We start from the raw sequence: 25,442 nt of genomic DNA, 5'->3' as shown, positions 1-25,442 counted from the left end.
GACAAAACACCGGTTAAGCCGCCGTCATTGTTGTTGATTTACCTATTATAAAGCTTTATCGAGACAGTTCAGCAAGGTGCACCTTGCATCCCTGGTTGCACCGCCGGGCAGAGCGGTGCGCCTCCTCATCTCACTGCCAAGCCCGCTAGCCGCGTCTTCGCCGCGATCGATCCTGCCCTGTCCACGCACCGGCGGCGCACTACCTAACTGCGCGGAAACGGCCACGCGGCGTCGTGCCCGTTCGGATGCGCCGCGCCGTTGGTGCCATGCGCGCCCGGCGTGTCCGGGTTGACCGCCGCTACCGTGGCGGCCGGCGCCACCGGCGCCGCGACCGCGCCGCCCTCGCCTTCCCAGCGGCTCAATTCACGCGCCGCCGGCCCCTGCGCGGCGCGGTTGCGCTGCTGCACGTAGCGAACCGCGAGAAAGCCGCCAAGCGCCATCAGCGCGCCGAAGATACCGATCCTGGGTCGTCCCATTGTGAACTCCTTATGGTCTTAAAGCGAACGGATAGCGTGCCGCGCCTTAGCGCGCGGTCAGCACGCCCAGCACGAAGCCTACGCCTGCGGCAATGCCGATGGAGCGCCACGGGTTATGCCGCACGTAGCGTTCGGTATTGACGGTCGCCGTGCGATAGCGCCGCTGGGCATTCTGCTGCGCGTCGCCGAGCGCGGACTGCAGCGTCTCGACATGGGTGCCAAGCTTGTCGCGCAGCGCGTCGACGCCTTCGCCCGGCACATTGGCGGCAAGTCGCAGCATCTCTTCCGAGTCCTTCAGCAGCACCCGCAGATCCTCGACGATCTTCTGCCCGCCGAGTGCAAGCTGTTGCGCGGTGTCAGTCATCATTCACTCCTGGTCTGAGTTCGGCGTTGGCGTGGGCTTTTCCCTTTTCCGCGCCTGTGCGGGCTGGCGAACCGCCAGCGCCGCGCTCGCCGTGCTTCAATGGATGGCGCAAAAGCACACGCGTGTCGGGTACTAGGCGCAAACGCCGTGCCCGGTAACTTTGCCTCTTCGCAATGCGAGCGAATTCGCGTCAGGCACTTTCGACCGAGCGTGCGGAAAGTGTTTTCGGCGACCGTCACATCGTTTGCCGGAAGCGGCGTCGAAGTGGTTAAATCGACCTTTGTGAGATATTGGCCGTCGCGGCCGATCTCGTTTCAGGCCTGCGCGCCGCAACAACGCAACCCATTTGCACAGGACTCCCCGTTTATGGCGTCAATCGATCTGGACTCGCCCGTCTCCGCCGGCGGCAATACTTCGGCACAGGCGAAGCAGCGCGTCGCGGACGGCATCGCGGGACTCAAATCGTACGGGCTGTTATATGGCTCGTCGCCGGTCATGCTCGATCTGTACGAGCAGATCGAACGCGTGGCCGGCACCGACGCGACCGCGTTGATCATCGGCGAATCCGGCACCGGCAAGGAGCTGATCGCCCGCACGATTCACGATCAAAGCAGCCGCAAAGACATGCCTTTCGTCGCCGTGAACTGCGGCGCGATTCCCGACGAGCTCATCGAAGCCGAACTGTTCGGCCATGAAAAAGGCAGCTTCACCGGTGCGGTGCAGGGCCGCGTCGGCTATTTCGAACACGCGAACGGCGGCACGCTGTTCCTCGACGAAATCACCGAAATGGCGCCGGTGCGTCAGGTCAAACTGCTGCGCGCGCTTGAGACCGGCACGTTCTTCCGCGTCGGCGGCAACGATCTGATCAGCGGCAACGTGCGCGTGATCGCCGCCACCAATCGCGACCCGGCCGTGGCCGTGAAAGAGAACGGACTGCGCGAAGATCTGATGTACCGTCTCGCGGTTTTCCCGTTGCGCGCGCCGCCGTTGCGCGAACGCGAGGGCGATCGCGAACTGCTCGCCCAGCACTTTCTCGCGTTGCTGAACCAGCAGGAATCCGCCAGCAAAAGCTTCAGCAAACGCTCGCTCGAAACATTGCGCACCTGGTCCTGGCCGGGCAATGTGCGTGAGTTGAAAAACGCCGTGTATCGCGCGTTCATTCTCGCGGAGAAGACGGTCGAATTGCCGCATCCACATCTCGCGTCGCGCGTGAAAAAACCCGTGACGCAGGGCGATGCGATGAGCGTGTGGATCGGCACACCGCTCGCGGACGCGCAAAAACAGATCATTCTCGGCACGCTCAAATATTGCGGCGGCGACAAACGACGCGCGGCGAAAGCGCTCGGCGTCAGTCTCAAAACGCTGTACAACCGCTTGAGCGCCTACGGCGACGAAGGCGGCGCGGACGACGAAGTCGAGCAGTAGAAAATTCCGTCGCGCGGCTTCCCGGCACGCTGACAAGCGCGTCAACAATCCCTTCGCATCGCCAATCAAACGGGTGACTGTCAATCAGAAACCCGCTTGAATCGCACCACTTTTTGCAATTGCTTGCACTTTCCCACTGCCAATTACAAATGGCATCCTGCAAAATGCGGCAGCACGTAGTGCCGCGTAGTTGTCGCATTGGATGACGTGCCGTTCGCTCACCCGGCGCTGTTCGCGCGTGAAACGAAAGGCACTTGCAGGAGCAGAGACAGGGAAATGCAAAAAAGTATGGTGTGGGCCGAATGGGTAAAACAGACGGCCGGGCGTGGACGCCCCAATGCAACCGCGGTCGTTGCACTGGCCGTGGCGATCTCGTCGGCGTTGAGCGGCTGTAGTTCGCTGTACTCGGAAGGCGCCGTGGCCGGAGCCGGTATTGGGGGCGCCGCGCTCGCGGCCAAAGTCACCAGCAATGCGGCGGTCGCCACCGGCATCGGTCTCGGCGCGGTCGCCGCGGCCAAAGCAGGCGTGCAGTACTCGGAGCGCGTGGTCCACACGAATACGCAGGACGGCATCGCCAAGATCGCCGGGCCGCTCGACGTCGGCGCGATCGCGCCGTGGAGCGTGACCCACTCGTTCCCGATCGAAGACGACGAACACGGCCGCGTGACCGTCAGCCGCGCGATTAGCGCGGGCGCGCTCGACTGCAAGGAAATCGTCTTCTCGGTCGATACCACCGCCACCAAGAATGTGCCCGCCAGCAGCGCGTTTTACGTCGCGTCGATCTGTCGCGACGGCGACAACTGGAAATGGGCGTCGGCCGAGCCGGCTACCGAACGCTGGGGTGCGCTGCAATGATGGCGGGCTCGTCTGCGGCTTCTTCGGCCGCCTCAGGGGGCGTACGTCGTCCGTTGCGTGCCGCGCTCTCAGGTAGCCCGTTGCGGCTCGTGCTGGCCGGCGCAGTGTGCGTCGGCGCGGCGCTGTTGACGAGCGGCTGCTCGTCGGTCGGCGCGGCGAGCGGTGCGGCCGCCGGGGTCGCGTCGGGTCTGGTGACGTCGAACCCGGCGATCGGCATCGGCGTCGGCATCGCGGTGCAAGCCGCAACCGACGAAGCCGTCGGCCGCTACATGCGCAACATGCACGAAGACCAGCAGAACCTGATCGCCGCGCTCGCGGGCGCGATGCCGGTCGGCGAAACGCGACCATGGGCGATCAAGCACACGCTGCCAATCGAGAACGGCCACGGCCAGGTGCGCGTGACGCGCGCGTTCGGCTCGGCGCTCGCCCTGTGCAAGGAGTTCGTGTTCTCGGTGCAGGACGGCGAGGGTGCGAAGGCGCATGAGGACTGGTATACGGCCAGCGCGTGTCAGCAGGATAAGGGCTGGAAGTGGGCGTCGGCGGAACCGGCGGTCGAGCGGTGGGGCAATCTGCAATAAGCGTTCGGGCTACGCATTTAGCGGCAAGTACTCAGCGATAAGCACGCCGCCCCGAGCACACGGCAATAAAAAAACGGCAGGGTCTCCCCTGCCGTTTTTGCCTGCTGCGTCCGGCGAACGAACCGAACCGCGCCAACCCTCTGCGCTTAAGACTCCACGTCTTCCAGACTGAAGATTTCGGTCTGGTCGTTATACGAGAAGATCTCGCCATAACGGCCCCAGTTGATGACCGCGTCGAGCGTCTCTTCCGCCGCGCTGTCCGACAGAAAATCCTCCAGCTCCTGCTCGAAGCGCACGCGCGGCGCGCGATGCCCCGGCCGTTCGTTCAGCACCTTCTTGATCCGTGCGGCGAGCGGCACGTGCCGCAGCAGATGCTCGGCGAACATCATCTTCCGTTCCTGAGTGCCGAACTCGGAGAACACCCGCGCCGGCGGCGTCAGGAAAATGTCGCCTTCGCGCACGTCGGCGAAACCGAGGTGTTGCAGCACTTCGGCCACCGGGAACAGATCGTCGACCTCCAGATGCAGCGAGCGGGCGATTTCCGGCATGTCGGCGCGGCCGTGGTACGGCGCGGCGGCCAGCGTTTCGATCAGACCCGCCATCAGGTTGGTCGACACATGCGGCAGCCAGCTATGCAACTCGAGACCCTTCTTGGTCTTTTCGTCGGTCTGACGCGCGGTCATCTTCGCGTAGATCTCGTCGACGAGGCGGCGGAACGCCGGGTCCAGACGGTTGCGCGGATGCTTGAACGGCACCTTGATCTCGGCGATCACGCGGCCCGGATTCGACGACAGCACCAGAATCCGATCGCACATGAACACCGCTTCCTCGATGTTGTGCGTGACGATCAGCACCGCCTTGATCGGCATGCGGCCTTGCGTCCACAGATCGAGCAGGTCGGTACGCAGCGTTTCGGCGGTCAGCACGTCGAGCGCGGAGAACGGCTCGTCCATCAGCAGCAGCGTGGGGTCAACCACCAGCGCGCGGGCAAAGCCGACGCGCTGACGCATGCCGCCCGACAACTCGCGCGGATAGGCGTTTTCGAAGCCGTCCAGACCGATCAGATCGATCGCGGCCAGCGCGCGGGTGCGCCGCTCGCTCGCGCCGACGCCTTGCGCCTCGAGACCCGCTTCCACGTTCTGCAGCACGGTCAGCCACGGGAACAGCGCGAAGGTCTGAAACACCATCGCGATGCCGCGCGCGGGACCGCTGAGCGGCTTGCCCAGATACGTGACTTCGCCGTCGGTCGGTTCGATCAGACCGGCGATGATGCGCAACAGCGTCGACTTGCCCGAGCCCGAACGGCCCAGCAACCCGACGATCTCGCCTTCGCGCAGCGACAGATTCGCGTCGTCGAGGACGAGCAGCTCGCCCTGCGACTTGTTGAACCCGCGGCACACGTCCTTGACGCGCAGGATCTCTTCGCCGAGGCGCGGCGGCATCGGCGGAGTCTGGATCGGCGCGGCGGTCATAGCAGCTTTAGGATTTTGCATCGCGTTTAGCCTTTATTACTTAATCGAGCCGGAGCTTGGCTTCGGCATAGGCGTACATCGGACGCCACAGCAGGCGGTTGAACAGCGTCACGAACAGGGACATCACGGCGATGCCCATAATGATCTTCGGATAGTCCCCGGCCGCGGTGGTTTGCGCGATGTACGCGCCCAAGCCGTGCGCGGCGACCTTGGTGTCGCCCCACTGCACGAATTCCGCGACGATACTCGCATTCCACGCGCCGCCCGACGCGGTGATCGCACCGGTCACGTAGTACGGGAAGATGCCCGGCAGCATGATCTGACGCCACCATTGCCAGCCGCGAATCTGGAAGTTCTTGGCGGCTTCGCGGTAGTCGTTCGGGTACGAACTGGCGCCGGCAATCACGTTGAACAGGATATACCACTGCGTGCCGAGCACGATCAGCGGCGACAGCCAGATGTCCGGGTTCAGGTGAAAGCGCACGATCACGATCACGAACACCGGAAACAGCAGGTTGGCCGGGAACGCGGCGAGGAACTGCGCAAGCGGCTGGATCTTTTCAGCCAGCGCCGGACGCAGCCCGATCAGAATCCCGATCGGCACCCAGATCACCGAGGCGATCGCGATCAGCAGAATCACCCGCAACAGCGTGATGAGCCCGAGAACGAACACGTGGCCGACCTCGTCGAGCGAGACGCCGGTACGCACGTAGGTGAACACGCGGTACACCACGTACACCGTGGCGACCAGCACCAGCGCAGCCCACAGCATGTCGCCGAGCTTCGAGCTTTTCTCGCGCTGCGGAATCTGGAAACGCGGCGCGTTGAACGCCGGCAGGCGGAAATTCACCCGCGCGGCCCGCGCGAACATCCAGCCGACCGGCACCAGCAGACGGTGAATCAGACGGGTGCGGCGAATCAGGTCGAGCAGCCAGGATTCCGGCGCGTCGCCCGAGCTGGTGTTTTCCATGCGGAACTTGTCGGCCCACGCGACCAGCGGACGGAACAGGAACTGGTCGTACGCGAGAATCACGACCGTCATGGCGAGAATCACCCAGCCGATCGCGTGCAGGTTTTTGTCCGAGATCGCCTGCGCGAGATACGCGCCGATGCCCGGCAGCGTGATCGTGTTGTTGCCGACGGTGATTGCTTCCGAAGCGACCACGAAGAACCAGCCGCCCGACATCGACATCATCATGTTCCAGATGAGGCCGGGCATCGAGAACGGCACTTCGAGCTTCCAGAAGCGCTGCCACGAGGTCAGATGAAAGCCGCGCGACACTTCGTCCAGATCGCGCGGCACCGTGCGCAGCGACTGATAGAAGCTGAACGTCATGTTCCACGCCTGGCTCGTGAAGATCGCGAAGATCGCCGCCAGTTCGGCGCCGAGCACGCGGCCTGGAAACAGCGCGAGAAAGAAGGTGACCGTAAACGAAATGTAGCCCAGCACCGGCACCGACTGCAGGATGTCGAGAATCGGCACCAGCACCAGACCGGCGCGCCGGCTCTTGGCCGCCAGCGTGCCGTATACGAGCGTGAAGAACAGCGACGCAACCATGGCCGCGAGCATGCGCAACGTGGTGCGCATGGCATATTCAGGCAGGTTCGACGGGTCGAGCGAGATGGCCTGGGTCTTGAGCGTCGACATCGGCGCCAGCGTTTCGTGGAAACCGATCGCCGCCATCGCGATGATGCAGATGATCAGCGGAAACGCGACGAAGTCCCAGCGGTTGGGCAACACCCGCCATGCGGACGCATTGGCGGTGCGCTTCAGGTTGAAGCTGAAATCCATCAGAGGCCCTCCCCGTTGATGAAAGCGAAACGTACGAAGGAGGCCGAGGCAGGCGCGCGACGGTCTGAAGATCGGTCCGGAAAGCGGAAATCAGGCATGGCAAAAACGCGTGGGCGCGGTAAATCGTTAGCGTTGGAGACACGTGGGCCGGTGACGGCCGTGTCCGTGGACGAGCCGCCCGGACCGCAACCATCGAGCCGGACTCCTGTCGCCGCAGGCGCCGCCCGAAGGCTGGCGGGCTTTCCTTGTTTTGGACGGCACGACACTACACCATCCTATGTTTCAGGCACAACCTTTAGCGGTAAATAGCGATATCTCGCGGCAAACGCCTGGTTAAAGCCTGGCGGGGTTTCGAGGCAGGCTTGATCCAGTCGTCAGCTTCGCGTGCGGAAAACCCGCACGACCATCAAGAAACGGGCTGAACTGCCGTTATCAACCTGATCGCCGCGACACACCGTTTGCATTCCCGCAATAACGGTGGCGTCAGGCCCCATGACGGTTAAAATCAGGAGACGACGCACCGGCCGGCGCTCTGTCCGGCCACCGCGCCGCGACACGGCAGCGGCGCATCGCGAGCCGCTTCCACGAGAGCCGAACAGCGCCAGCGCGCTGCCACGAACGAGCTAGTTGCATGTCACAGCCAGACGGATCAGAGGGTCGATGAACAGGACAACCTTGCGCCAGGCAACCGGACCGATCAGCTTCGCGCTGATCGTACTGGTTTGCTGGTTCGTGGCCGGCATGGTCGCGGACCGGATGGTACAGCAAGAGCTGGACGCGGCCCTGCACACGCAGCGGCAGATGTCCACGTCGATCGTCGACAACATGGCGGAAGTGATTGCCAGCGACCTCGCGATGTCGCGGGCCATTCCCGCCACCATGGCCGAAATGGACGTTGTCCAGCACGCTCTGGTGCAATCGCAGAATTATGCCGCGAACGGCGCGGCGGCGGAACCCGCCCTGCACGCCGCGCTGTTAAAAGACGCCCGCATGAGCGCCGTGAGCGAGTTCCTGCACGACGCGCAAGGCTTCTCCGGACTCGACCAGATCTGGCTCGTCAACGCCAACGGCATCTGCGTCGCGTCGAGCAATTCCATCAGCAATCCGCAGGCGGCGCAGCAGTCGTTCGTCGGCATCGACATGCGCGAGCGCGGCTATCTGGCCAACGCGCTGCTTGGGGCTTTTGCGGAAGCCTATGGCGTCGGCCGCGCGAGCGGCGAGCCGGGCATCTTCATCGCCGCGCCGGTTTATGCCGATGGCCTGCTGGTCGGCGTGGTGGTCGCCAAGGTCGGGATCGCGCGGTTGCGCCACTGGGTCGCGCACGCCGGCACCTTCGTCGCCGATGAAAACGGCGTCATCATCATGGCGCACAACAGCGCGCTCGAAGGCCACGCGCTGCCGAATTCGCGCGTCATGCAGATGAGCGACGCCGACCGCAAGATCGTCTACCGCCGCGAAGCATTTACCGATATCAGCATTCAGGTCGACACCCAGGTGCGCGACCAGGCGCCGTGGGTGCCCGCGTCGATCGCCGGGCAGTTGTTCGGCATGAGCGAGCGGCCGGTGCCGTCGCTGTATCAGGCCCGCACCGGCTTGAACTCCGGGCTCTCCGCGCATCTGGTCGATCCGCTGGCGGCCTGGCCCGAACTGTTGCGCAATCACAAGCGAGATCATTTGCTGGTGTTCCTGACGCTGGCCGGCACGGTCGCGCTGGCCTGGGTGATCACCGTGTCGTATGTGCGCGAGCGGCGCCACCATCGCGCCACGCGCGACCTCGCCGAGCAGTTGCAGTCGGCCAATACGCTGCTGTCGGCCGAGGCGCGTCACGACGCGCTGACCGGGGCGCTGTCGCGGCGCTACTTCCTCGACCTGTTGCGCCACGAGATCGAGCGCGCGCATGCCAACAACGAGCCGCTGTGCATGGCGATCGCCGATCTCGATCACTTCAAGCAGATCAACGACCGCTTCGGCCACGCCGCCGGCGACCGCGCGCTCGAACATTTCGTCGACACCTGCCGCGCCGAACTACGCGGCTCGGATGCGATCGGCCGGCTGGGTGGCGAAGAGTTCGGGCTGCTGCTGCCGGCTACCGATCTGGCCGGCGGCCATGAAGTGGTGGAGCGGTTGCGGTTGCGGCTGAAGGCGATACCTTCGCCGAAATTGCCGGCCTCGGTGGGCTTGAGCGTGAGCATCGGGATTACCGAGCTGTCGCCCGACGACCTGCCCGAACGGATCATGAGCCGTGCCGACACCGCGCTCTACGCGGCGAAATCGGGCGGCCGCGACCGCACCGAAGCCTTGCCGCCCGACGACACCGCGCCGCCCACGCGTACCGTGGCCAACGTCTGGTGAGCATGGCGCCGCGATTGCCGCCGCGGCTTCGCGACACACGCCGCCGGCGCACGTAGCGAAGCACGCCTCGATGCAGCGCCACTGACGCAACGCAAGTCCCTCCCTCGTGGCTCCCGTAATGAAGCAGGTATGATCGACCCTGATATCTAGGTTGCCGCTACCGCTTTAACGGGAGATTCGCATGAAGGGAAATTTGGTCATCGTCTGTCGGGATCAGGATGCGCACGCATTCGATCATCTGCTGGCTGAATACGGCGCGTTCCAGACGCGCCTGTCGTCGACCACGTGGTATCTGAAGCTGGACGTTGCGCCGGAACTGATTCAGGAGGAGATCCTGGCGCGGCTCGGCAAATACACCACGCACTATATTTTCGAAGCCGAAACGGTGACGTGGAATACGGTGGATGGCGACGCGGCCAATGCGCTGAACACGCTGTTCTCGGACTAGCGTGGATTGGCGTATTGAACTAGAAAACTAGAGAACCAGAGAAGTAAGCGGCCGCGCATGAGCGGCCGCGCGCAGGAAATTACCAGACGCTTTCCGAGATCGCCGCGATTCGCGGCACCGCCTCAAACGGGAAGCTAATCAACACGCGCAAGCCACGACCGCCGTGGTTGCCGATCTCCCACTCCCCGCCTGCCCGCCGCACCAGCCGCTCGACGATCGCGAGCCCGAGCCCGCTATGGCCGTTGCCGCCGCGCGCCGGATCGAGCCGCACGAACGGCCGGCTGGCATTGATCAGATCTTGCGCGGCGATACCGCCGCCGCTGTCGCTGACCGACAGCGTGTAGCCCTGCGCGGTGCGCGCGGTGGCGACGACGATCGGCGGCGCGCCATATGCATGTGCGTTATCGAGCAGGTTCGACAGAATCCGGTCGAGCGTGGCGGCCGGCAGCAGGAACGCAGGGCCCGCGTGCAACTCGGTCTGCACGGCGGGCACACCGCCGGCCACTGCGCGATAGCTGCGCACTACCCGTTCGCATTGCGCGTCGACTTCGACGGCTTCGCTGCGATCGGCGCCGTCGTGCGCGAACACCAGGAATTGCTCGACGATATGCGTCATCGAATCGACGTCGCGGACCACGCCGTCGCGCATTTTCACTTCTTCCATCATTTCAGCGCGCAGCCGCAAACGCGCGAGTGGCGTCTTGAGGTCGTGCGCGACGCCGGCCAGCATCACCGCGCGATCGTTTTCCGTGCGCGCCACTTCCTGCACCATCTGATTGAAACCATGGGTCAATTGCCGCAACTCGCGCGGACCACGCTCCGGCACCGGCGGCACCGGCAAGCCGCGGCCGAAACGCGCCACCGCCTGCGCAAGCGAACGCAACGGACGCTGCAACGCCCACGCCGCGAACAGCGCCGCCATCACGGCGAACGAGAAAATGATCGCGAGCCACAGCATGGTGCGGTCGAGCGAGCGCGGCGGACGCAACGGCTGCACCGGCACGACGATCCAGTTGGCGTCTGACGCACCGCGCACCCACAGCGTGGGCGGGCGGCCCGGCTCGCCGACGCGCACCTGGGTGCCGGGCGGCATGCGGTCACGCGCGTCTTCGATAAAGCGTTCGAGCGGCGCCGGCATGTCGGCTCGCTCCGCCGGCACGTCCGGGCTGGACGGATCGACCAGCTTCACCCGCGACGGCAACGGCTGATCCGGCGTATGCGCGACGTGCTGACGCACCGCGTCGACGAGGAACGTGGCTTCTTCCACCGCGTAACGCGTCTGCAATTGGCTGCGCTCCAGGCGCATCAACGCGAACCACGCGAAATGCGACAGGAGCAGGACCGCGACGACTAGCAGCGCCAGTCGCCCGAAGAGCGAATCAATGGGCCGACGCATGCTGTTCGCCATCCGGCACGAACACGTAACCACGGCCGCGCACCGTTTGAATGAAGCGCGGCGTGGACGGATCGGTTTCGAGAATGCGACGCAGACGCCACACCTGCACGTCGATACCGCGGTCGGTGCCGTCATATTCCGGACCGTGCAGCAGTTCGAGCAGGCGTTCGCGTGTCAGCGTGCGCATGGGGTGATTGACAAAAATCTTCAGCAGCGCGAATTCGCTGCCGGACAGCGTGAGCGGCTTGTCTTCCAGATTCAGCGTGCGCGACTGGAAGTCGAGCGTAAAGCGGCCGAAGTTGAACGGCTCGCGCTGTTCCGGCGCGGCCGCCGACGGCAACGTGCGACGCCGCCGTAGCACCGCCTGCACACGCGCCAGCAACTCGCGCGGGTTGAACGGCTTGCCGAGGTAGTCGTCGGCGCCGAGTTCCAGCCCGACGATACGGTCGACGTCGTCCGCACGCGCGGTGAGCATGATCACGGGGATGTCGTCGCCCGACGCGCGCAGTTTGCGCAGCGCAGTCAACCCATCGACGCCCGGCATCATCAGGTCGAGCACGATCAGGTCCGGGCGCTCGCGTTCGAGCCTGCGCTCGAGCGAGCCCGCGTCGTGCAGCACCGAGACTTCGATGCCCTGACGGGCCAGATAGTCGCGCAGCAGATCACGCAATTCGACGTCGTCGTCGACAACCAGTATTTGAGTAGCCATGGGATGGAGTTTAACGCGCAGCTGAAAGGGTTTTCGTTTCCGGACGGCCTTCAAGGGTTACCGGGTGTTACGGTGAAAGCCACCCGTAATGACCCGTAATAGCCGAATCAAGCCACGTAACACAGCGCACGACGCAGTTCTCTACGCTGTGTCTTACCGAATGCAGGCCGTCCACGTTTATCGGTTGCATCGTCGGCTATTCCATTACAAGGAGCCTTACATGTCCACCAAAAAGATGTCGCGCGTTCTCGCCGTTGCCGCCACTGCTCTCGCCATCGGCGCGGGCGCAGCCTATGCAGCCCAACCCGCCGGTCACGGCGGCCCTGGCGGCTGGCACGCCGGTTTCATGAAGCAACTCACGCAGTTGCACGACCAGTTGAAGCTCAACGCGGATCAGGAAAAGCAGTGGCAAGCCGCGCTCAACACGATGAAGCAGAACCATGAGGCAATGCGCGCCAACCACGAGCAGATCAAAGATCAGTTCAAGGCCGCGCAGCAACAGCCGATCCTGGATCTGAACGCAATGTCCGCCGCGCATCAGCAGGTCGAGCAGAAAGATGCGCAACTGCGTCAGCAAACCTCCGACGCGTGGCTGTCGTTTTACAACGGCCTGAACGATCAGCAGAAAACCACCGTCAGCACGGCGCTGAAGCAGCGCTTTGCCAGGATGGAAGCGCGTCACGACAAGATGCGCGAGGGTTGGGAACATCACAAGGGCGCAGCGTCGGCGCCGGCTGCGAATCAGTAATGAGCCGCAGTGTAGGCGGAAGGGGGCGGCTGCCGCCGCCTTCCGGATGCAAAAACGCCACGGAAATTTTCCGTGGCGTTTCTGTTTGGTGGGGCGCGCCGCCCTTCAGTTCAGGCGCGGCGGCGTTCAGGCGCCCAACGAAGCAGACGCTCGAACGCCAGGCCCATCATCCGTTCAGCGGCCCGAGATCGAACAGCAGCACTTCAGCGTCTTCGCCCTTCTCCAGCGTCACCGTGTCGATCTCGCTGAGCTTGGCTGCGTCGCCCGCATGGAGCGCTTCGCCGTTCACCGTCAGCGCGCCGCGCGCTACATGCACATACGCGAGACGCCCCGCCGGCAACGTCAACGTCGCCTGTTCCGCACCGTCGATCAGCGCCGCGTAGATCGAGGCGTCCGCGTGGATCGTCACCGAACCGTCGCGGCCATCGGGCGACGCGACGACGCGCAGACGGCCGCGCTTGTCGGCGTCGACGAAACGTTTTTCCTCGTAGCTGGGGACGTCGCCCGTGCGTTGCGGAATCACCCAGATCTGCAACAGATGCGCGGCGTCCTCCTGCGACGCGTTGTACTCGCTATGCTGCACGCCCGTGCCGGCGCTCATGCGCTGCACGTCGCCCGGACGGATGGTCGAGCCGTTGCCCATGCTGTCGCGGTGCGCCAGCGCGCCGTCCAGCACGTACGTGACGATTTCCATATCGCGATGGCCATGCGTGCCGAAGCCCTGGCCACCGGCAATGCGGTCTTCGTTGATGACCCGCAGCGGGCCGAAATGCACGTGTTGCGGATCGCGATAGTCGGCGAAAGAGAAGCTGTGATACGAGTCGAGCCAGCCGTGGTTGGCGTGGCCGCGTTCTTCGGAACGGCGGATCTCGATCATGGAAGGACTCCCGGTGAGTAATTAGCGATGTACTCAATGTAGGGGCGCACGGCGCGCTACACAATCGGCACGGGCGCACCGGATCGTTCCACAAATCCATGCAATCGAAGCCCGTGGGCGCGTGCGGCGGTTCGGGCCGACGGCGCAACGAGCGGCCGAACCGCCGCGCACGACGCGCGCGCGGCCGCGAGCTGAGCCCGCCGCGCCGGGCAACGTCGCGCTCGCACAACGGCTGGTCCGCCGAGTGGCCGACCCCGGCGCGCCGCACTGGCGCCGCGTCCCTGTTCGGGTAAAATACCGCCCTTTTCAAGACACGTGGGTGCCGAAGGCACGCCGGCCGGCCCTGACAGGCGGGTCGCAAGAGCGCGCCAAGCCGCAGCGGCTCCGCCGCCCCGTCTGAAAACGCAGCCCGCGAACCGATCCCCGATCCCGCGCGGCGCGACAATTTTGACCGCCTAGAATAGCGACGGCCGGCCACGAGCCGGCGTTCGTCGGGATCGAAGCACCACGACGATCAGTTTGATCCAGGAGAAACATGAAGAAGTTCGCACTGTGCGTGGCGCTTGCGGTCATGGCCACCAGCGCGATGGCGAAGGAATGGAAGACCGTGCGCATCGGGGTCGACGCCAGCTACCCGCCGTTCGAATCGGTGGCGCCGAGCGGCCAGGTCGTCGGCTTCGACGCCGATCTGACTCATGCGCTGTGCGCGCGGATGAACGTCAGGTGCGTGTGGATCCAGCAGGATCTCGACGGCATCATTCCGGCGTTGAAGGGCAAGAAATACGATGCGATCGTGTCGTCGCTGACCGTCACGGACAAGCGTCGCGAGCAGATCGACTTCTCCGACAAGCTGTTCGACGCACCGGCCCGCATGATCGCCAAAACCGGCTCGCCGCTGCTGCCGACGCCTGAATCGCTGAAAGGCAAACGCGTCGGCGTCGAACAGGGTTCGACTCAGGAAGCGTACGCCAAAGCGTGGTGGGAACCCAAAGGCGTGACCGTGGTGCCCTATCAGAACCAGGATCAGGTGTACGCCGACCTCGCCTCGGGCCGCCTCGACGCGACGCTGCAAGACGAAATCCAGGCCGACGCGGGCTTCCTCAAGACGCCGCGCGGCAAGGGCTTTGGCTGGGCCGGACCGGACGTGAAGGACCCGAAGACGATCGGCGAAGGCACCGCCATCGGCCTGCGCAAGGAAGATACCGATCTGAAGGCGATGTTCAACAAGGCGCTGGCGCAGGTTCACCAGGACGGCACGTTCAGGAAGCTGGAGAAGCAGTACTTCGACGTCGATATTTATCCAGGACATTAAGCTGGGCGCTGAGCTGGGCACCACGCGGGGCGCCGCGTCAAACCGCAACCGCGGCATCGTCCCGCTCACCGCTCATGCACAGCCGCAGTCAAACCGCCTCACGCAACACCCGCGCTTCTCGGGGCTCGCCCGCATGGGCTTTCCCCGGGCTTCGTAATACAGTCGTCGGCAGTCGGCGACCCGCTTCAGGCAGTCATCCGGCAGTAGCGTCACCCGCAGTAGCTTCACAGGCAGTTTTCATCACGAGAGTCGAAAAGCGCGCTGCAAGTCCGGCAACGGTCATGCAGTCATGATTTGCACAGCGGTGCGCTGTGCGCCGCCGGTCGCGGCGAGCCCCGGGCTCGCGGCAAACGCGGTGCGGAGCTGGCCGCGTCTTTCGCGGTGTGTCACAAGCACATCGTCAAGGACCCCCTATGTACCTTCAAGGCTACGGCCCGCTGCTTCTTAACGGCACCTGGCAAACCGTCAAACTGGCGGTGTTGTCGCTGGCGTTCGCTTTTGTGCTGGGCCTGCTCGGCGCGGCGGCGAAACTGTCCAGGAACCGCTTCTCCCAGGGCGTCGGCACCGTCTACACGACGCTCGTGCGCGGTGTGCCCGATCTGGTGCTGATGCTGCTGCTGTTCTATAGCATCCAGATCTGGCTGAACAACCTCACCGACCTGCTCGGCTGGGATCAGATCGATATCGATCCGTTCGTGGCCGGCGTCGCGGTGCTCGGCTTCATCTACGGCGCGTACTTCACCGAAACCTTCCGCGGCGCGTTTCTCGCGGTGCCGCGCGGCCAGCTCGAAGCGGGCGCGGCCTACGGCATGACCGGCTGGCAGGTGTTCACGCGCGTCATGTTCCCGCAGATGATGCGGTTCGCGCTGCCCGGCATCGGCAATAACTGGCAGGTGATGGTCAAGGCCACGGCGCTGGTGTCGATCATCGGTCTCGCCGACGTCGTCAAGGCGTCGCAGGACGCCGGCAAGGGCACGCTGCGGTTCTTCTTCTTCACCCTGCTCGCGGGGGCGATCTATCTCGTCATCACCACAGTGTCCAACTTCGTGCTGATGTACCTCGAAAAGCGTTACTCGACCGGCGTGCGAAAGGCGGATCTATGATCGAGATCATTCAGGAATACTGGCGCAACTATCTCTATACCGACGGCTACCGCCTCACCGGCGTGGCGATCACGTTGTGGCTGCTGGTGGTGTCGATCGGGCTGGGCTTCTGCCTGTCGATTCCGCTCGCGGTAGCGCGCGTGTCGAAGAAGAAATGGCTGCGCGGCATCGTTTGGCTCTATACGTACGTGTTCCGCGGCACACCGTTGTACGTGCAACTACTGCTCTGCTACACCGGCTTGTATAGCCTCGAGATCGTGCGCAGTCACGAACTCACCAACGCGTTCTTCCGCGACGGCATGCATTGCACGCTGCTCGCCTTCACGCTGAACACCTGCGCGTACACCACCGAGATTTTCGCCGGCGCGATCAAGGCGACGCCATACGGCGAGATCGAAGCGGCTCGCGCGTACGGCATGTCGTCGTTCACGCTGTACCGGCGCGTGATTCTGCCGTCGGCACTGCGCCGCGCGCTGCCGTACTACAGCAACGAAGTGATCCTGATGCTGCACGCCACCACCGTCGCCTTCACCGCGACCGTGCCGGACATCCTCAAGATCGCTCGCGACGTGAACTCCGCGACGTATCAGTCGTTCAACGCATTCGGCCTCGCCGCCCTGCTCTATCTGTGCATTTCTTTCGCGCTCGTGTGGCTGTTCCGCCGCGCCGAGCGCCGCTGGCTCGCGTATCTGCGGCCGCAAGGCAAGTAACCCGGGGCAACGCGCCCTCAGCCAGCCAGCACGCCCAAGGATCCTGATGAACACCAAGAAGCAGAAGCTCTTCGTCGACGAGCTTCACAAACAGTACGGCGACAACGAAGTCCTCAAGGGCGTGTCGCTGAAGGCCAATGCCGGCGACGTGATCAGCGTGATCGGCTCGTCCGGTTCGGGCAAGAGCACGATGCTCCGCTGCATCAACTTTCTCGAACAGCCGAACTCGGGCCGCATCTTCGTCGACGGCGAGGAAGTGCGGACCCAGCTCGCCAAGAACGGCGCGCTGCGCGTGTCCGACCCGAAGCAGTTGCAGCGCGTGCGCACCCGTCTGTCGATGGTGTTCCAGCACTTCAACCTGTGGTCGCACATGAACGTGCTCGAGAACATCGTCGAAGCGCCGATCAACGTGCTGGGTCTGAAGCGCAAGGAAGCCGAAGAACGCGCCCGCGAGTATCTGGAGAAAGTGGGCCTCGCGCCGCGTCTCGAGAAACAGTATCCGTCGCATCTGTCGGGCGGCCAGCAACAACGCGTGGCGATTGCGCGAGCGCTGGCCATGCATCCGGACGTGATGCTGTTCGACGAACCGACCTCCGCGCTCGATCCCGAACTGGTCGGCGAAGTGCTCAAGGTGATGCAGACGCTCGCCGAAGAAGGCCGCACGATGATCGTCGTGACGCACGAAATGGCGTTCGCCCGCAACGTCTCGAATCACGTGATGTTCCTGCACCAGGGACGCGTGGAAGAAGAAGGCCATCCCGACGAGGTGTTCAAAAACACCCGCAGCGAACGCCTCAAACAGTTCCTGTCCGGCAGCCTCAAATAAACACCGTCGAATAGCCCATCATTTGGGCTGTAGTCAAAGTAGCATTACAGGGCGCTTACGGGCGCCCTTTTTGTTTCGCTGAACTGTGCATTTGAGCCGTTTTGGCCGCGAAATCCCACTTTCAACCGTCCCCCACCCCCTCCTTTCGCCCTACTCTGCTGCTTTTCAAGCGTCAATAGTGGCAATCCTTAACGTTGTTGCCGCCGATCCGTGATTCCCTTGTCGCGCAAGGGTTTCCGCCTTTTTCGAAGGTGTCGCAAAGGGTCATTGCGCACATTCTTATTGCAATTTGGAGACATCGGTCGTGGCGGGTACTAATTTCTTCTCCCAGCGAAGTGTATTTTTGATAAATTAGTAACCAAAGTAGCAAAACAAAGTTGATTAAAAGTAGTTTCACTTCAAAAGCACAGAGGAGAACCGGTCGGCGAGGGATCGGCATGACGACCAGATAGCCCCAGGCTACACGTCACGGCAGGAGACCCAATCCACCCGCCAATCTCCCTGGTACCGATTTCTGTTCGGCGCATTTGCGTCCGAACACCATTCGCAGTACTGGGTTTCACTATTTGACAGGGTATGGAGGAGAAGATGAAGAAAGCTTTGCTCGCCGCGGCGCTGATGTCGGCCGGTGTTATTGCGCACGCCCAAAGCAGCGTCACGCTGTACGGCCGCCTGGATGCAGGCCTGGAGTACATGAGCGGCCTGTCGAACGGCAATGGCGGATCGACGAACCGTTTCAAGGCAGAAAGCGGCGACTGGGGTACCAGCCTGTGGGGTATGAAGGGCGTTGAGGACATCGGTGGCGGCAACAAGGTTCTGTTCCAGTTGGAAGGCTCCTTCAACACCATGACCGGCGCAGGCCCTGGCGGTGGCGGTCTCTTCAATCGTTGGGCAACGGTCGGCCTGTCGAACGACGCGTACGGTACCTTCACGATGGGCCGCATGCTGTACATCTCGAACGGCGTGTGGGACTTCGACCCGTTCGGTCAATCGAACTGGTCGTCGGCGTCGCTGGTGCGTGGCCGCAACTGGCCGCAATCGAGCAACAACTTCGCGTACCAGTCGCCGAAGATCGCGGGCTTTGACTTCTACGGTCAATACGCGCTGTCGAACGCAACGAGCTGGAACGGTAACGGCACGACGGCCCAAGGTCGCGAAGCTGGTGCACAGGTCACCTACACGTCCTCGCTGTTCCAGTTGCGCGGCATGTACGACGAAATCCGCAACCCGGCCAACGGCAGTCTCGGCGACCCGTTCAACTTCTCGCGTGAATACACGGGCGCAGCCAACGTTTTCCTCGGCCAGTTCAAGATTCAGGGCGCGTTCCAGGCAGTGCGCACGGCTGGCGTGACCGGCGTCGCGTACGGCACGCCGACCACCCTCGATCACGAATGGGGTGGTGTGACGTGGCAAGCTACGCCGGCAGCTGCGCTTATCGGTGCGGTCTATCACGTGAACGCCAACAACGGCGGTGGCAACGCAACGATCTACACGCTGGGCGGTTCGTACAACCTGTCCAAGCGGACGCTGCTGGACATCCAGGTCGCGACCGTGCGTAACAGCAAGACCGCCAACTTCGGTCTCGAAGCGAACTCGGCAGGCGCAGGCGGCCCGACGACGGGCGGCGGCTTCAACGACAACCCGCTGCCGGGTCACCAGCAATCGGGTGTGTACGCAGGTATTCAACACTCGTTCTAAACGAACGGCGCCCCGGGGGACATTCTTCGGGGCGAAGTCAGACAGTCTTCAAGAGAATCTTTTTCACGCTGCTGCGAGAGGCGCGTATCGGTGCGATGTCCGAAAGGGTATCGCACCGTTTTTTATTTCTGGGCGCGCTTTTGCCTCGGCCCCGGCGCACCGCTGCGGTGCATTCGCGAACCGCGTGGCGACCGCTGCGAACTCGAACGCGCGATCAAACCGCCGCTTCGTTTTCTTCGCCGGTGCGAATCCGGATCACACGCTCCACGTCCGCGACGAAAATCTTGCCGTCGCCGATCTTGCCGGTGCGCGCCGCGCCGATGATCGCGTCGATCACCTGGTCGCACTGATTGTCCGCGACCACGACTTCGATCTTCACCTTCGGCAGAAAGTCGACCACGTACTCTGCACCACGATAGAGCTCGGTATGACCTTTCTGACGGCCAAAGCCTTTGACCTCGGTCACGGTCAGACCCGTGAGGCCGACTTCAGCGAGCGCCTCGCGCACTTCGTCGAGTTTGAACGGTTTGATGACTGCGGTGATGCGCTTCATGGCGAACCTCGTCTCGTGATTGGAAGAGTGAAAGGAAAAGGGATGATTTTGATTCTACGCCGCGCCGGATGCGTTGCGGCAATCCGGCGCGTGCTTCAGGTTTAGCTTGAGGACAAGCGTGCCGCGATGGTTCGCTACCGCTCACTCCACCGGTTCGGTGTAGCGCGACGTGATCGGATAACGCCAGTCGCGACCGAACGCGCGATGCGTGACGCGAATGCCGATCGGCGCCTGGCGACGCTTGTATTCGTTGATCTTGATCAGACGCGTGACGCGTTTCACGTCGTCGACTGCATAACCCGCGGCGATGATTTCGGCGAGCGAGCGGTCCTCTTCCATGTACATGCGCATGATCGCGTCGAGCACGTCGTACTCGGGCAAGCTGTCCTGGTCGGTCTGGTTGTCGCGCAGTTCCGCCGATGGCGCGCGCGTCAGAATCCGCTCGGGAATCACGTCGCGCTTCGTGAACGTGGTGGCCTGGTTGCGGTAGTGGCACAGCTTGTAGACCAGCGTCTTGGCAATGTCTTTGATCACCGCGAAGCCGCCGGCCATGTCGCCGTACAACGTGCAGTAGCCGACCGCCATCTCGCTCTTGTTGCCGGTGGTCAGCACGATCGAACCGAACTTGTTCGACAGCGCCATCAGCAGCGTGCCGCGAATGCGGGCCTGGATATTTTCTTCGGTGGCGTCTTCGGCGCGGCCGGCGAACTCATCGGCGAGCGAGCCGCGGAACGCGTCGAACATTGGCGCGATCGCGATTTCGTCGTAGCGCACGCCAACGCGGCGTGCCATCTCGGCGGCGTCGGTCGTGGAGATGTCCGCCGTGTAGCGCGACGGCATCATCACCGCGCGCACCCGGTCGGCGCCGAGCGCGTCGCACGCGACGGCCAGCACGAGCGCCGAATCCACGCCGCCCGACAGGCCGATCAACGCGCCCGGGAAACCGTTCTTGTTGATGTAGTCGCGCACGCCCATCACGAGCGCGGCATAGACCTGCGCTTCGAGCGACAGCTCCGGCGCGACCGCCGTACTCAATGGCCGGCCGCCCTCGAATTCGACGATCGCGGTCGCCTCTTCGAACTGCGCCATCTTGGCCACTAACGCACCGTCGGCATCGAGCACGAACGAGCCGCCGTCGAACACCAGTTCGTCCTGCGCGCCGACCATGTTCACGTAGACCATCGGCAAACCGGTTTCGCGAATCCGCGCGCGCAGAATGTCGAAGCGCACCGCTTCCTTGTTCAGGTGATACGGCGAGCCGTTCGGAATCAGCAGCACTTGCGCGCCCGCCGCTTTCGCCATTTGCGCCGCCGACGCATGCCATGCGTCTTCGCAGATCACCACGCCGTACTTCACGCCGTCCAGTTCGAACACGAACGGCTGCGGGTCGGACGCGAAGTAGCGCTTCTCGTCGAACACCTCGGTATTGGGCAGATCCTGCTTGCGATAAGTGCCGACCACGTCTCCGCCGACGATCAGCGAGGCCGCGTTGAACGTATCGACCGGCGGCACGCCGCGCTCGATCGGCGCGTTTGCATTACCATGGCCGTGCGCTGTGCTGTGGGCAACCTCGCGCAGCGGATGACCGACCAGCACATGCAAGCCGGCGAACGGCTTCAACTGCGTGGCGAGATCGGCCAGCGCCTCGGCGCTTGCGGTATAGAACGCGGGACGCAGCAGCAGATCTTCGGGCGGATAGCCCGATAGCGCGAGTTCAGGCGCGATCAGCAGCTTCGCACCATCGTTGTGCGCGGCGCGCGCGGCAGCGACAATCTTCGCGACGTTGCCGGCGAAGTCGCCGACAGTGACATTGATTTGAGCAAGAGCGATTCGGGTCTTCATGGCAGGATCGACAGGCAAGCCGGACGGCTTGCGAGTACCGCGGCTGGTCAGCTCGACGGCAACGGACAAATCGGATAAACGAACGGCGTAGTGCATCGGCACCGCGCGGTTCATTGGGAACAGTCACACAGATTGAACCAGGAACGCTTTGATTATCGCACGGGCATTCTGGCGTCGCCCTCCGAGGTAGACGCCGCTGAATGGAACGCGCTACTCGCGCAACAATCGCAACCCACGCCGTTTCTGCGGCACGAGTTTCTGAGCGCGCTGCACGCGACCCGCTGCGCGGTCGCCGATACCGGCTGGGCGCCGCAATTCGTCACGCTCACCGATCCGCGCACGGATAAGCTCGCGGCCGCCGCGCCGGTGTATCTGAAGGGGCACTCGTACGGCGAGTACGTGTTCGACTGGGCGTGGGCCGACGCGTACAAACGCAACGGCTTGCCGTACTACCCGAAGCTGCTGTGCGCGGTGCCGTTCACGCCCGTGCAGGGCAACCGCCTGTTGTCGGCGGATCCGCATGCATTGCGGCATCTCGCGGCCACCTTGATGGCGTTCGCCGAGCAGGCCGACGTGTCGTCCTTGCACGTGCTGTTTCCGACTGAAGCGGAAGGCGCCGCGCTGACCGACATGGGCATGATGCAGCGCGAAGGCGTGCAGTTTCATTGGCTGAACGACGGCTATCGTGACTTCGAGGATTTCCTGTCGACGCTCGAACAGAAGAAGCGCAAGAACATTCGCGCCGAGCGTCGCAAGGTGCAGGAAGCCGGCGTGACGATGCGACGGATTCACGGCGAAGACATTCAGGACGCGGACTGGCGCTTCTTCAGCAAGTGTTATCGGCAGACCTATCGCGAGCACTTTTCGAGTCCGTATCTGAACCTCGATTTCTTCCGCATGATCGGCGCGTCGATGCCCGAGAACCTGCTGCTCGTGATCGCCGAATACGAAGGCAAGCCGATCGCCAGTTCGCTCGTGGTGTATCAGCGCGACGCCAAAACCGGCGGCACGCTGTACGGCCGCTACTGGGGCGCGCTCGAACATGTGCCGTGCCTGCACTTCGAAACGGCGTACTACCAGCCGCTGGAGTTCTGCATCGAAGAAAAGCTCGGCGCGTTCGAAGGCGGCGCCCAGGGCGAGCACAAAATGGCGCGCGGCTTTCTGCCCACGGTCACGCGCTCGGCGCACTGGCTCGCGCATCCGGCTTTTGCCGATGCGGTCGGCCATTTCCTCGACAACGAAAAGAACAGCATCCACGCGTACGTGGATGAGCTGCGCGAACACAATCCGTTCAAAGGCTGAAGCGCATTTATGGCGTGGTTTCTTTATCTGCTCGAATGTTCGGACGGCAGCGTCTATACCGGCATTGCCACCGACGTGCAGGCGCGTTTCGACAAACACGTGAGCGGCATGGGCGCGCGTTATACGCGTTCGCGCAAGCCGGTGCAGGTGCTGGCGTCGTTCGAGCTGGCGGACCGGTCGAGCGCGTCGCGCGCCGAGTATTGGGTCAAGCGGCTGGCGGCGCCGGAGAAGCGGGCGCTCGCGGCGGGAGTGCGTACGCTGGAGTCGGTGGTGCCTGTGGTGCCTGTGGTGCCTGTGGTGCCTGTGGCGCCGGTGGTGCCGGTGATCGAGGCCGTGGAAGAAAGCGAAGCGGAAGACAGCGCGTCCTGAAACGGCGCACCGATTGCCCTACCCCCGCGCTTCCCGCATCCGCTCCGTCAACAGTCGTTGCATCAAGGCAAGCTGTCCCACCGCGTCGGCTTCCAATGAGGTCAACCCATCCCGCGCCGGCAGTTCGTGGCGAACCGGTCGCAATGTCCGGTTCAACGCGGCGTCGATCTCCGCGCTCACGCTGTCCGCCCACTCGCCGAGTTCGTCGTGCGTATCCGCCGTATCGCGCCGGTTCGTGCTGAGCCGCAATTGCGTCGCGGTCCCGGCCATTCTGCGCAACAGGCTGAGCACGGTCAGCGTGACCGTATCGACCATCGAGTCTTCGAGCTTCTCCAATCGAATCCGCCCGACGGCCTCCTCCGCGTTATTGCTGGACAGGCCCGCGGCCCGGCGCAAGCGCTCCATGTCCTTATCGCTCTGTCCAGCCAATGTCAGCGCGGCCCGCAGATACGCGAGATTGGCGCGCACCGCGTCGTTCAGATACGCGCGGTAGTCGGATTTTTCGCGGGTCGGCCACAGATAGAACGTCGCCAGCAGCGCCAGCACGCAGCCGAGCACGTTGTTGCCGAGCCGCGTGAGCGCGTACGCGAATTCGCTGGCGCCCGGCGTCGCGAAGTCGGCGACCAGCACGAAGGTCGGCGTCAGGAACAGCACGAACAGGCTGTAGCTGACCGGACGCAGCGCCATAGTCGCCATCACCAGCGGAAACACCGCGAGCGAAATGCCGAGCGGCGAATGGATCGCGTAACCGATTGCCGCCGCCAGCACGCCGCCGACAATACTGCCCGCCACGCGCTCGATACTGCGCGGCCAGGTCGCGGCGATCGACGGTTGCAGGATCAGCAGCGTCGCCATGGTGGCCCAGTAGCCGAACGGCAGCCCGAGCGCGCGGATCACGAGAAAGCCCGTGGTAGTGGTCACGCCGACGCGCGCCGCGTGACGCAAGCCGACCGATTCGATCGACAGGTTCGCTTTGAGCGTCGCCATGATTCGCGTCGACAGCCGCAGCGCGCTGGCCTGCCAGGTTTCGGGCTCGGCGAAGGCCGGCGCGAAATCGACCAGTTCGAAGCCGGACTGCAGCTTCACCGGTTCCAGCAAGGCGGTTTCGAGCCGCCCGGCCAGACGTCGCAAGCGTAGCTGCAAACGGGCGAGGTGCTGCCATTGCGCGTCGCCGGCGGCCGTGCCGGTGCCGCGCAGAACGTTGCCGATCGCCGTCAGCAATCTGGACGCGCGGCGCACGCGCCAGGCGTCGTCCGGCACCCGTTCGCACGCGCCCGACACGGCGATCAGATAGGCGAACAAGGCTTCGCCGTCGGTCAGCAACGCGAGCAGCGTGTCGTAGGTGTCGCGCCCGCCCGTTCTCGAGGCCGGCACCTTCGCCAGGATCTTGCGCGAGCGTTCGAGCGCGGCGCGCGCATCGGCGCGGAATTTCGCGGCATGCGTGGCCCATTCGCTCGGCGGCGCGTGGCGCTCGAGTAGACGCGCGCTGTCCAGCGCGATATCTGCGAGCCGCAGATAAACGGTACGCAGCGACGCGCGGCTCGCGCCGAACGGATGAATCCGCCAGACGGTCAGACTCAACCCCACCGCGAACAGGCAGCCGATCAGATAGACGCCGAGAAACGCGAGGCCGGCGCGCCGATCGTGCATTGGCCGGTCGACCATCACGACGCAGGCGGTCGCGGCCAGAATCGTTACTTGCGAGGCGGCCGCGCCCCAGATCCGGCCGAACGCGCCGAGGCTCGTGAACAGCAGCAGCGCGATGGCCGCGCACAGCGTGCCCGCGCTGGAGGCGAGCGCGGTGAGGCCGCCGCACAGCGTGGACAACAGCGCGAAGCCCATCATCGAAGCGAAGCGCGCGCGGTTCGAGCCGCCCGCGTCGGCGAGGCAGGTCCAGAACGCGCCGATCGCGGCCCACGCGAACGCCGGCTCGTGCAGCAGATTGCCGAGCGCGAGCATCGCGGTCGACGCACAGGCCGCCCTCAAGCCCTCCGACAGACTGGCCTCGCTCGTCGCGAACGACACCATCCACACCGGCCGCTTGCGGTAGATCGCGGTGCCGATAGCGTAGAGCCCGCTCGACCAGCGTTGCGGCCACGAGGATGACGACGGGTTGGACTTGCGATTCAGCATCCGGACGGTGTGCTCCTAAAAACGCGCGTTGATCTGGCTAATGACAAACTAGCGACGAACTAACGACGAACGCCGGCAAGCGGCAAATAATACGGGTTTACA

General features: G+C 63.9%; 23 protein-coding genes. 13 read left to right on the top strand and 10 right to left on the bottom strand.

Going from position 1 to position 25,442, the window contains the following annotated elements; all coding sequences use genetic code 11:
• Window positions 1-203 precede the first annotated feature (203 nt).
• Together HWY05_RS28040 and HWY05_RS28035 are read right to left on the bottom strand one after the other, a co-directional pair.
• Entirely contained in the window at window positions 204-476 is a 273-nt protein-coding gene (locus tag HWY05_RS28040; protein ID WP_035552241.1) for a hypothetical protein, read from the bottom strand.
• A gap of 46 nt (window positions 477-522) precedes the next feature.
• Window positions 523-840 carry a DUF883 family protein gene (locus HWY05_RS28035; protein ID WP_176060477.1) on the bottom strand — a complete coding sequence of 106 codons (318 nt, stop codon included), beginning with the start codon at window positions 838-840 and terminating at the stop codon, window positions 523-525.
• Window positions 841-1,206: 366 nt separating this feature from the next.
• Between HWY05_RS28035 and HWY05_RS28030 the strand changes: the two genes are divergently transcribed.
• From HWY05_RS28030 to HWY05_RS28020, 3 genes are all read left to right on the top strand, one after another.
• A complete protein-coding gene (locus HWY05_RS28030; RefSeq protein WP_035562140.1) occupies window positions 1,207-2,265 on the top strand; it encodes a sigma-54 dependent transcriptional regulator in 1,059 nt (352 codons plus the stop codon).
• Window positions 2,266-2,541: 276 nt separating this feature from the next.
• Window positions 2,542-3,120 (top strand): hypothetical protein, encoded by a 579-nt coding sequence (locus HWY05_RS28025; RefSeq protein ID WP_035552247.1) that lies wholly within the window; start codon window positions 2,542-2,544, stop codon window positions 3,118-3,120.
• On the top strand, window positions 3,120-3,698 hold the full coding sequence (locus HWY05_RS28020) for a hypothetical protein (RefSeq protein ID WP_244146725.1): 579 nt from the start codon (window positions 3,120-3,122) through the stop codon (window positions 3,696-3,698). The genes HWY05_RS28025 and HWY05_RS28020 overlap by 1 nt, the downstream gene beginning before the upstream one ends.
• 146 nt (window positions 3,699-3,844) lie before the next feature.
• Here the strand turns inward: HWY05_RS28020 and HWY05_RS28015 are convergent, their stop codons facing one another.
• Both HWY05_RS28015 and HWY05_RS28010 read right to left on the bottom strand, forming a co-directional pair.
• A complete protein-coding gene (locus HWY05_RS28015; RefSeq protein WP_035552249.1) occupies window positions 3,845-5,191 on the bottom strand; it encodes a nitrate/sulfonate/bicarbonate ABC transporter ATP-binding protein in 1,347 nt (448 codons plus the stop codon).
• A 19-nt stretch (window positions 5,192-5,210) separates the two neighbouring features.
• Complete coding sequence (locus tag HWY05_RS28010) at window positions 5,211-6,962, bottom strand: ABC transporter permease subunit (protein ID WP_035552250.1); 1,752 nt, start codon at window positions 6,960-6,962, stop codon at window positions 5,211-5,213.
• Window positions 6,963-7,622: 660 nt separating this feature from the next.
• Between HWY05_RS28010 and HWY05_RS28005 the strand changes: the two genes are divergently transcribed.
• Both HWY05_RS28005 and HWY05_RS28000 read left to right on the top strand, forming a co-directional pair.
• The gene (locus tag HWY05_RS28005) at window positions 7,623-9,314 is read left to right on the top strand and encodes a sensor domain-containing diguanylate cyclase (RefSeq protein ID WP_035552252.1); all 1,692 of its coding nucleotides are present in this window, start codon (window positions 7,623-7,625) and stop codon (window positions 9,312-9,314) included.
• A 181-nt stretch (window positions 9,315-9,495) separates the two neighbouring features.
• Window positions 9,496-9,762 carry a hypothetical protein gene (locus tag HWY05_RS28000; protein ID WP_035552253.1) on the top strand — a complete coding sequence of 89 codons (267 nt, stop codon included), beginning with the start codon at window positions 9,496-9,498 and terminating at the stop codon, window positions 9,760-9,762.
• A gap of 79 nt (window positions 9,763-9,841) precedes the next feature.
• On the opposite strand, the gene HWY05_RS27995 is transcribed toward HWY05_RS28000, so the two are convergent.
• Entirely contained in the window at window positions 9,842-11,158 is a 1,317-nt protein-coding gene (locus tag HWY05_RS27995; RefSeq protein WP_035552256.1) for an ATP-binding protein, read from the bottom strand.
• Complete coding sequence (locus HWY05_RS27990; protein WP_035552258.1) at window positions 11,142-11,867, bottom strand: response regulator; 726 nt, start codon at window positions 11,865-11,867, stop codon at window positions 11,142-11,144. Before HWY05_RS27990 ends, HWY05_RS27995 begins: the two co-directional genes overlap by 17 nt.
• A gap of 220 nt (window positions 11,868-12,087) precedes the next feature.
• Between HWY05_RS27990 and HWY05_RS27985 the strand changes: the two genes are divergently transcribed.
• Window positions 12,088-12,615, top strand: coding sequence for a periplasmic heavy metal sensor (locus HWY05_RS27985; protein WP_035552261.1), 528 nt, complete (start codon window positions 12,088-12,090; stop codon window positions 12,613-12,615).
• 166 nt (window positions 12,616-12,781) lie between these two features.
• Here HWY05_RS27985 and HWY05_RS27980 read toward each other — a convergent pair whose 3' ends face one another.
• Window positions 12,782-13,492 (bottom strand): pirin family protein, encoded by a 711-nt coding sequence (locus HWY05_RS27980; RefSeq protein ID WP_035552264.1) that lies wholly within the window; start codon window positions 13,490-13,492, stop codon window positions 12,782-12,784.
• Window positions 13,493-14,027: 535 nt separating this feature from the next.
• Here HWY05_RS27980 and HWY05_RS27975 point away from each other — a divergent pair.
• From HWY05_RS27975 to HWY05_RS27955, 5 genes are all read left to right on the top strand, one after another.
• Window positions 14,028-14,804 (top strand): ABC transporter substrate-binding protein, encoded by a 777-nt coding sequence (locus HWY05_RS27975; RefSeq protein ID WP_035552269.1) that lies wholly within the window; start codon window positions 14,028-14,030, stop codon window positions 14,802-14,804.
• A gap of 413 nt (window positions 14,805-15,217) precedes the next feature.
• Entirely contained in the window at window positions 15,218-15,907 is a 690-nt protein-coding gene (gene hisQ, locus HWY05_RS27970) for a histidine ABC transporter permease HisQ (RefSeq protein WP_035552272.1), read from the top strand.
• Window positions 15,904-16,617, top strand: a complete 714-nt coding sequence (locus HWY05_RS27965; protein ID WP_035552274.1) for an ABC transporter permease — start codon at window positions 15,904-15,906, stop codon at window positions 16,615-16,617. Before hisQ ends, HWY05_RS27965 begins: the two co-directional genes overlap by 4 nt.
• A 46-nt stretch (window positions 16,618-16,663) precedes the next feature.
• Window positions 16,664-17,443, top strand: a complete 780-nt coding sequence (locus HWY05_RS27960; protein WP_035552278.1) for an ATP-binding cassette domain-containing protein — start codon at window positions 16,664-16,666, stop codon at window positions 17,441-17,443.
• Window positions 17,444-18,031: 588 nt separating this feature from the next.
• Window positions 18,032-19,141, top strand: coding sequence for a porin (locus tag HWY05_RS27955; protein ID WP_035552281.1), 1,110 nt, complete (start codon window positions 18,032-18,034; stop codon window positions 19,139-19,141).
• Between the two features lie 214 nt (window positions 19,142-19,355).
• Here the strand turns inward: HWY05_RS27955 and glnK are convergent, their stop codons facing one another.
• Complete coding sequence (glnK, locus tag HWY05_RS27950) at window positions 19,356-19,694, bottom strand: P-II family nitrogen regulator (protein WP_006048444.1); 339 nt, start codon at window positions 19,692-19,694, stop codon at window positions 19,356-19,358.
• A gap of 141 nt (window positions 19,695-19,835) precedes the next feature.
• Window positions 19,836-21,536 (bottom strand): NAD+ synthase, encoded by a 1,701-nt coding sequence (locus HWY05_RS27945; protein WP_176060399.1) that lies wholly within the window; start codon window positions 21,534-21,536, stop codon window positions 19,836-19,838.
• Window positions 21,537-21,668: 132 nt separating this feature from the next.
• On the opposite strand from HWY05_RS27945, the gene HWY05_RS27940 reads away from it, so the two are divergent.
• Window positions 21,669-22,838 (top strand): GNAT family N-acetyltransferase, encoded by a 1,170-nt coding sequence (locus tag HWY05_RS27940; RefSeq protein WP_176060398.1) that lies wholly within the window; start codon window positions 21,669-21,671, stop codon window positions 22,836-22,838.
• A gap of 9 nt (window positions 22,839-22,847) precedes the next feature.
• Window positions 22,848-23,207: a GIY-YIG nuclease family protein gene (locus HWY05_RS27935; protein ID WP_176060397.1), complete on the top strand. Its 360-nt coding sequence runs from the start codon at window positions 22,848-22,850 to the stop codon at window positions 23,205-23,207.
• Window positions 23,208-23,225: 18 nt separating this feature from the next.
• Here the strand turns inward: HWY05_RS27935 and HWY05_RS27930 are convergent, their stop codons facing one another.
• Complete coding sequence (locus tag HWY05_RS27930; protein WP_176060396.1) at window positions 23,226-25,340, bottom strand: FUSC family protein; 2,115 nt, start codon at window positions 25,338-25,340, stop codon at window positions 23,226-23,228.
• Window positions 25,341-25,442 lie beyond the last annotated feature (102 nt).

The sequence above is a fragment of the Paraburkholderia sp. BCC1876 genome (assembly GCF_902833695.1).
In the GTDB taxonomy this organism is placed as follows: Bacteria; Pseudomonadota; Gammaproteobacteria; order Burkholderiales; family Burkholderiaceae; genus Paraburkholderia.
This window is presented reverse-complemented; position numbering and strand designations above follow the sequence as displayed.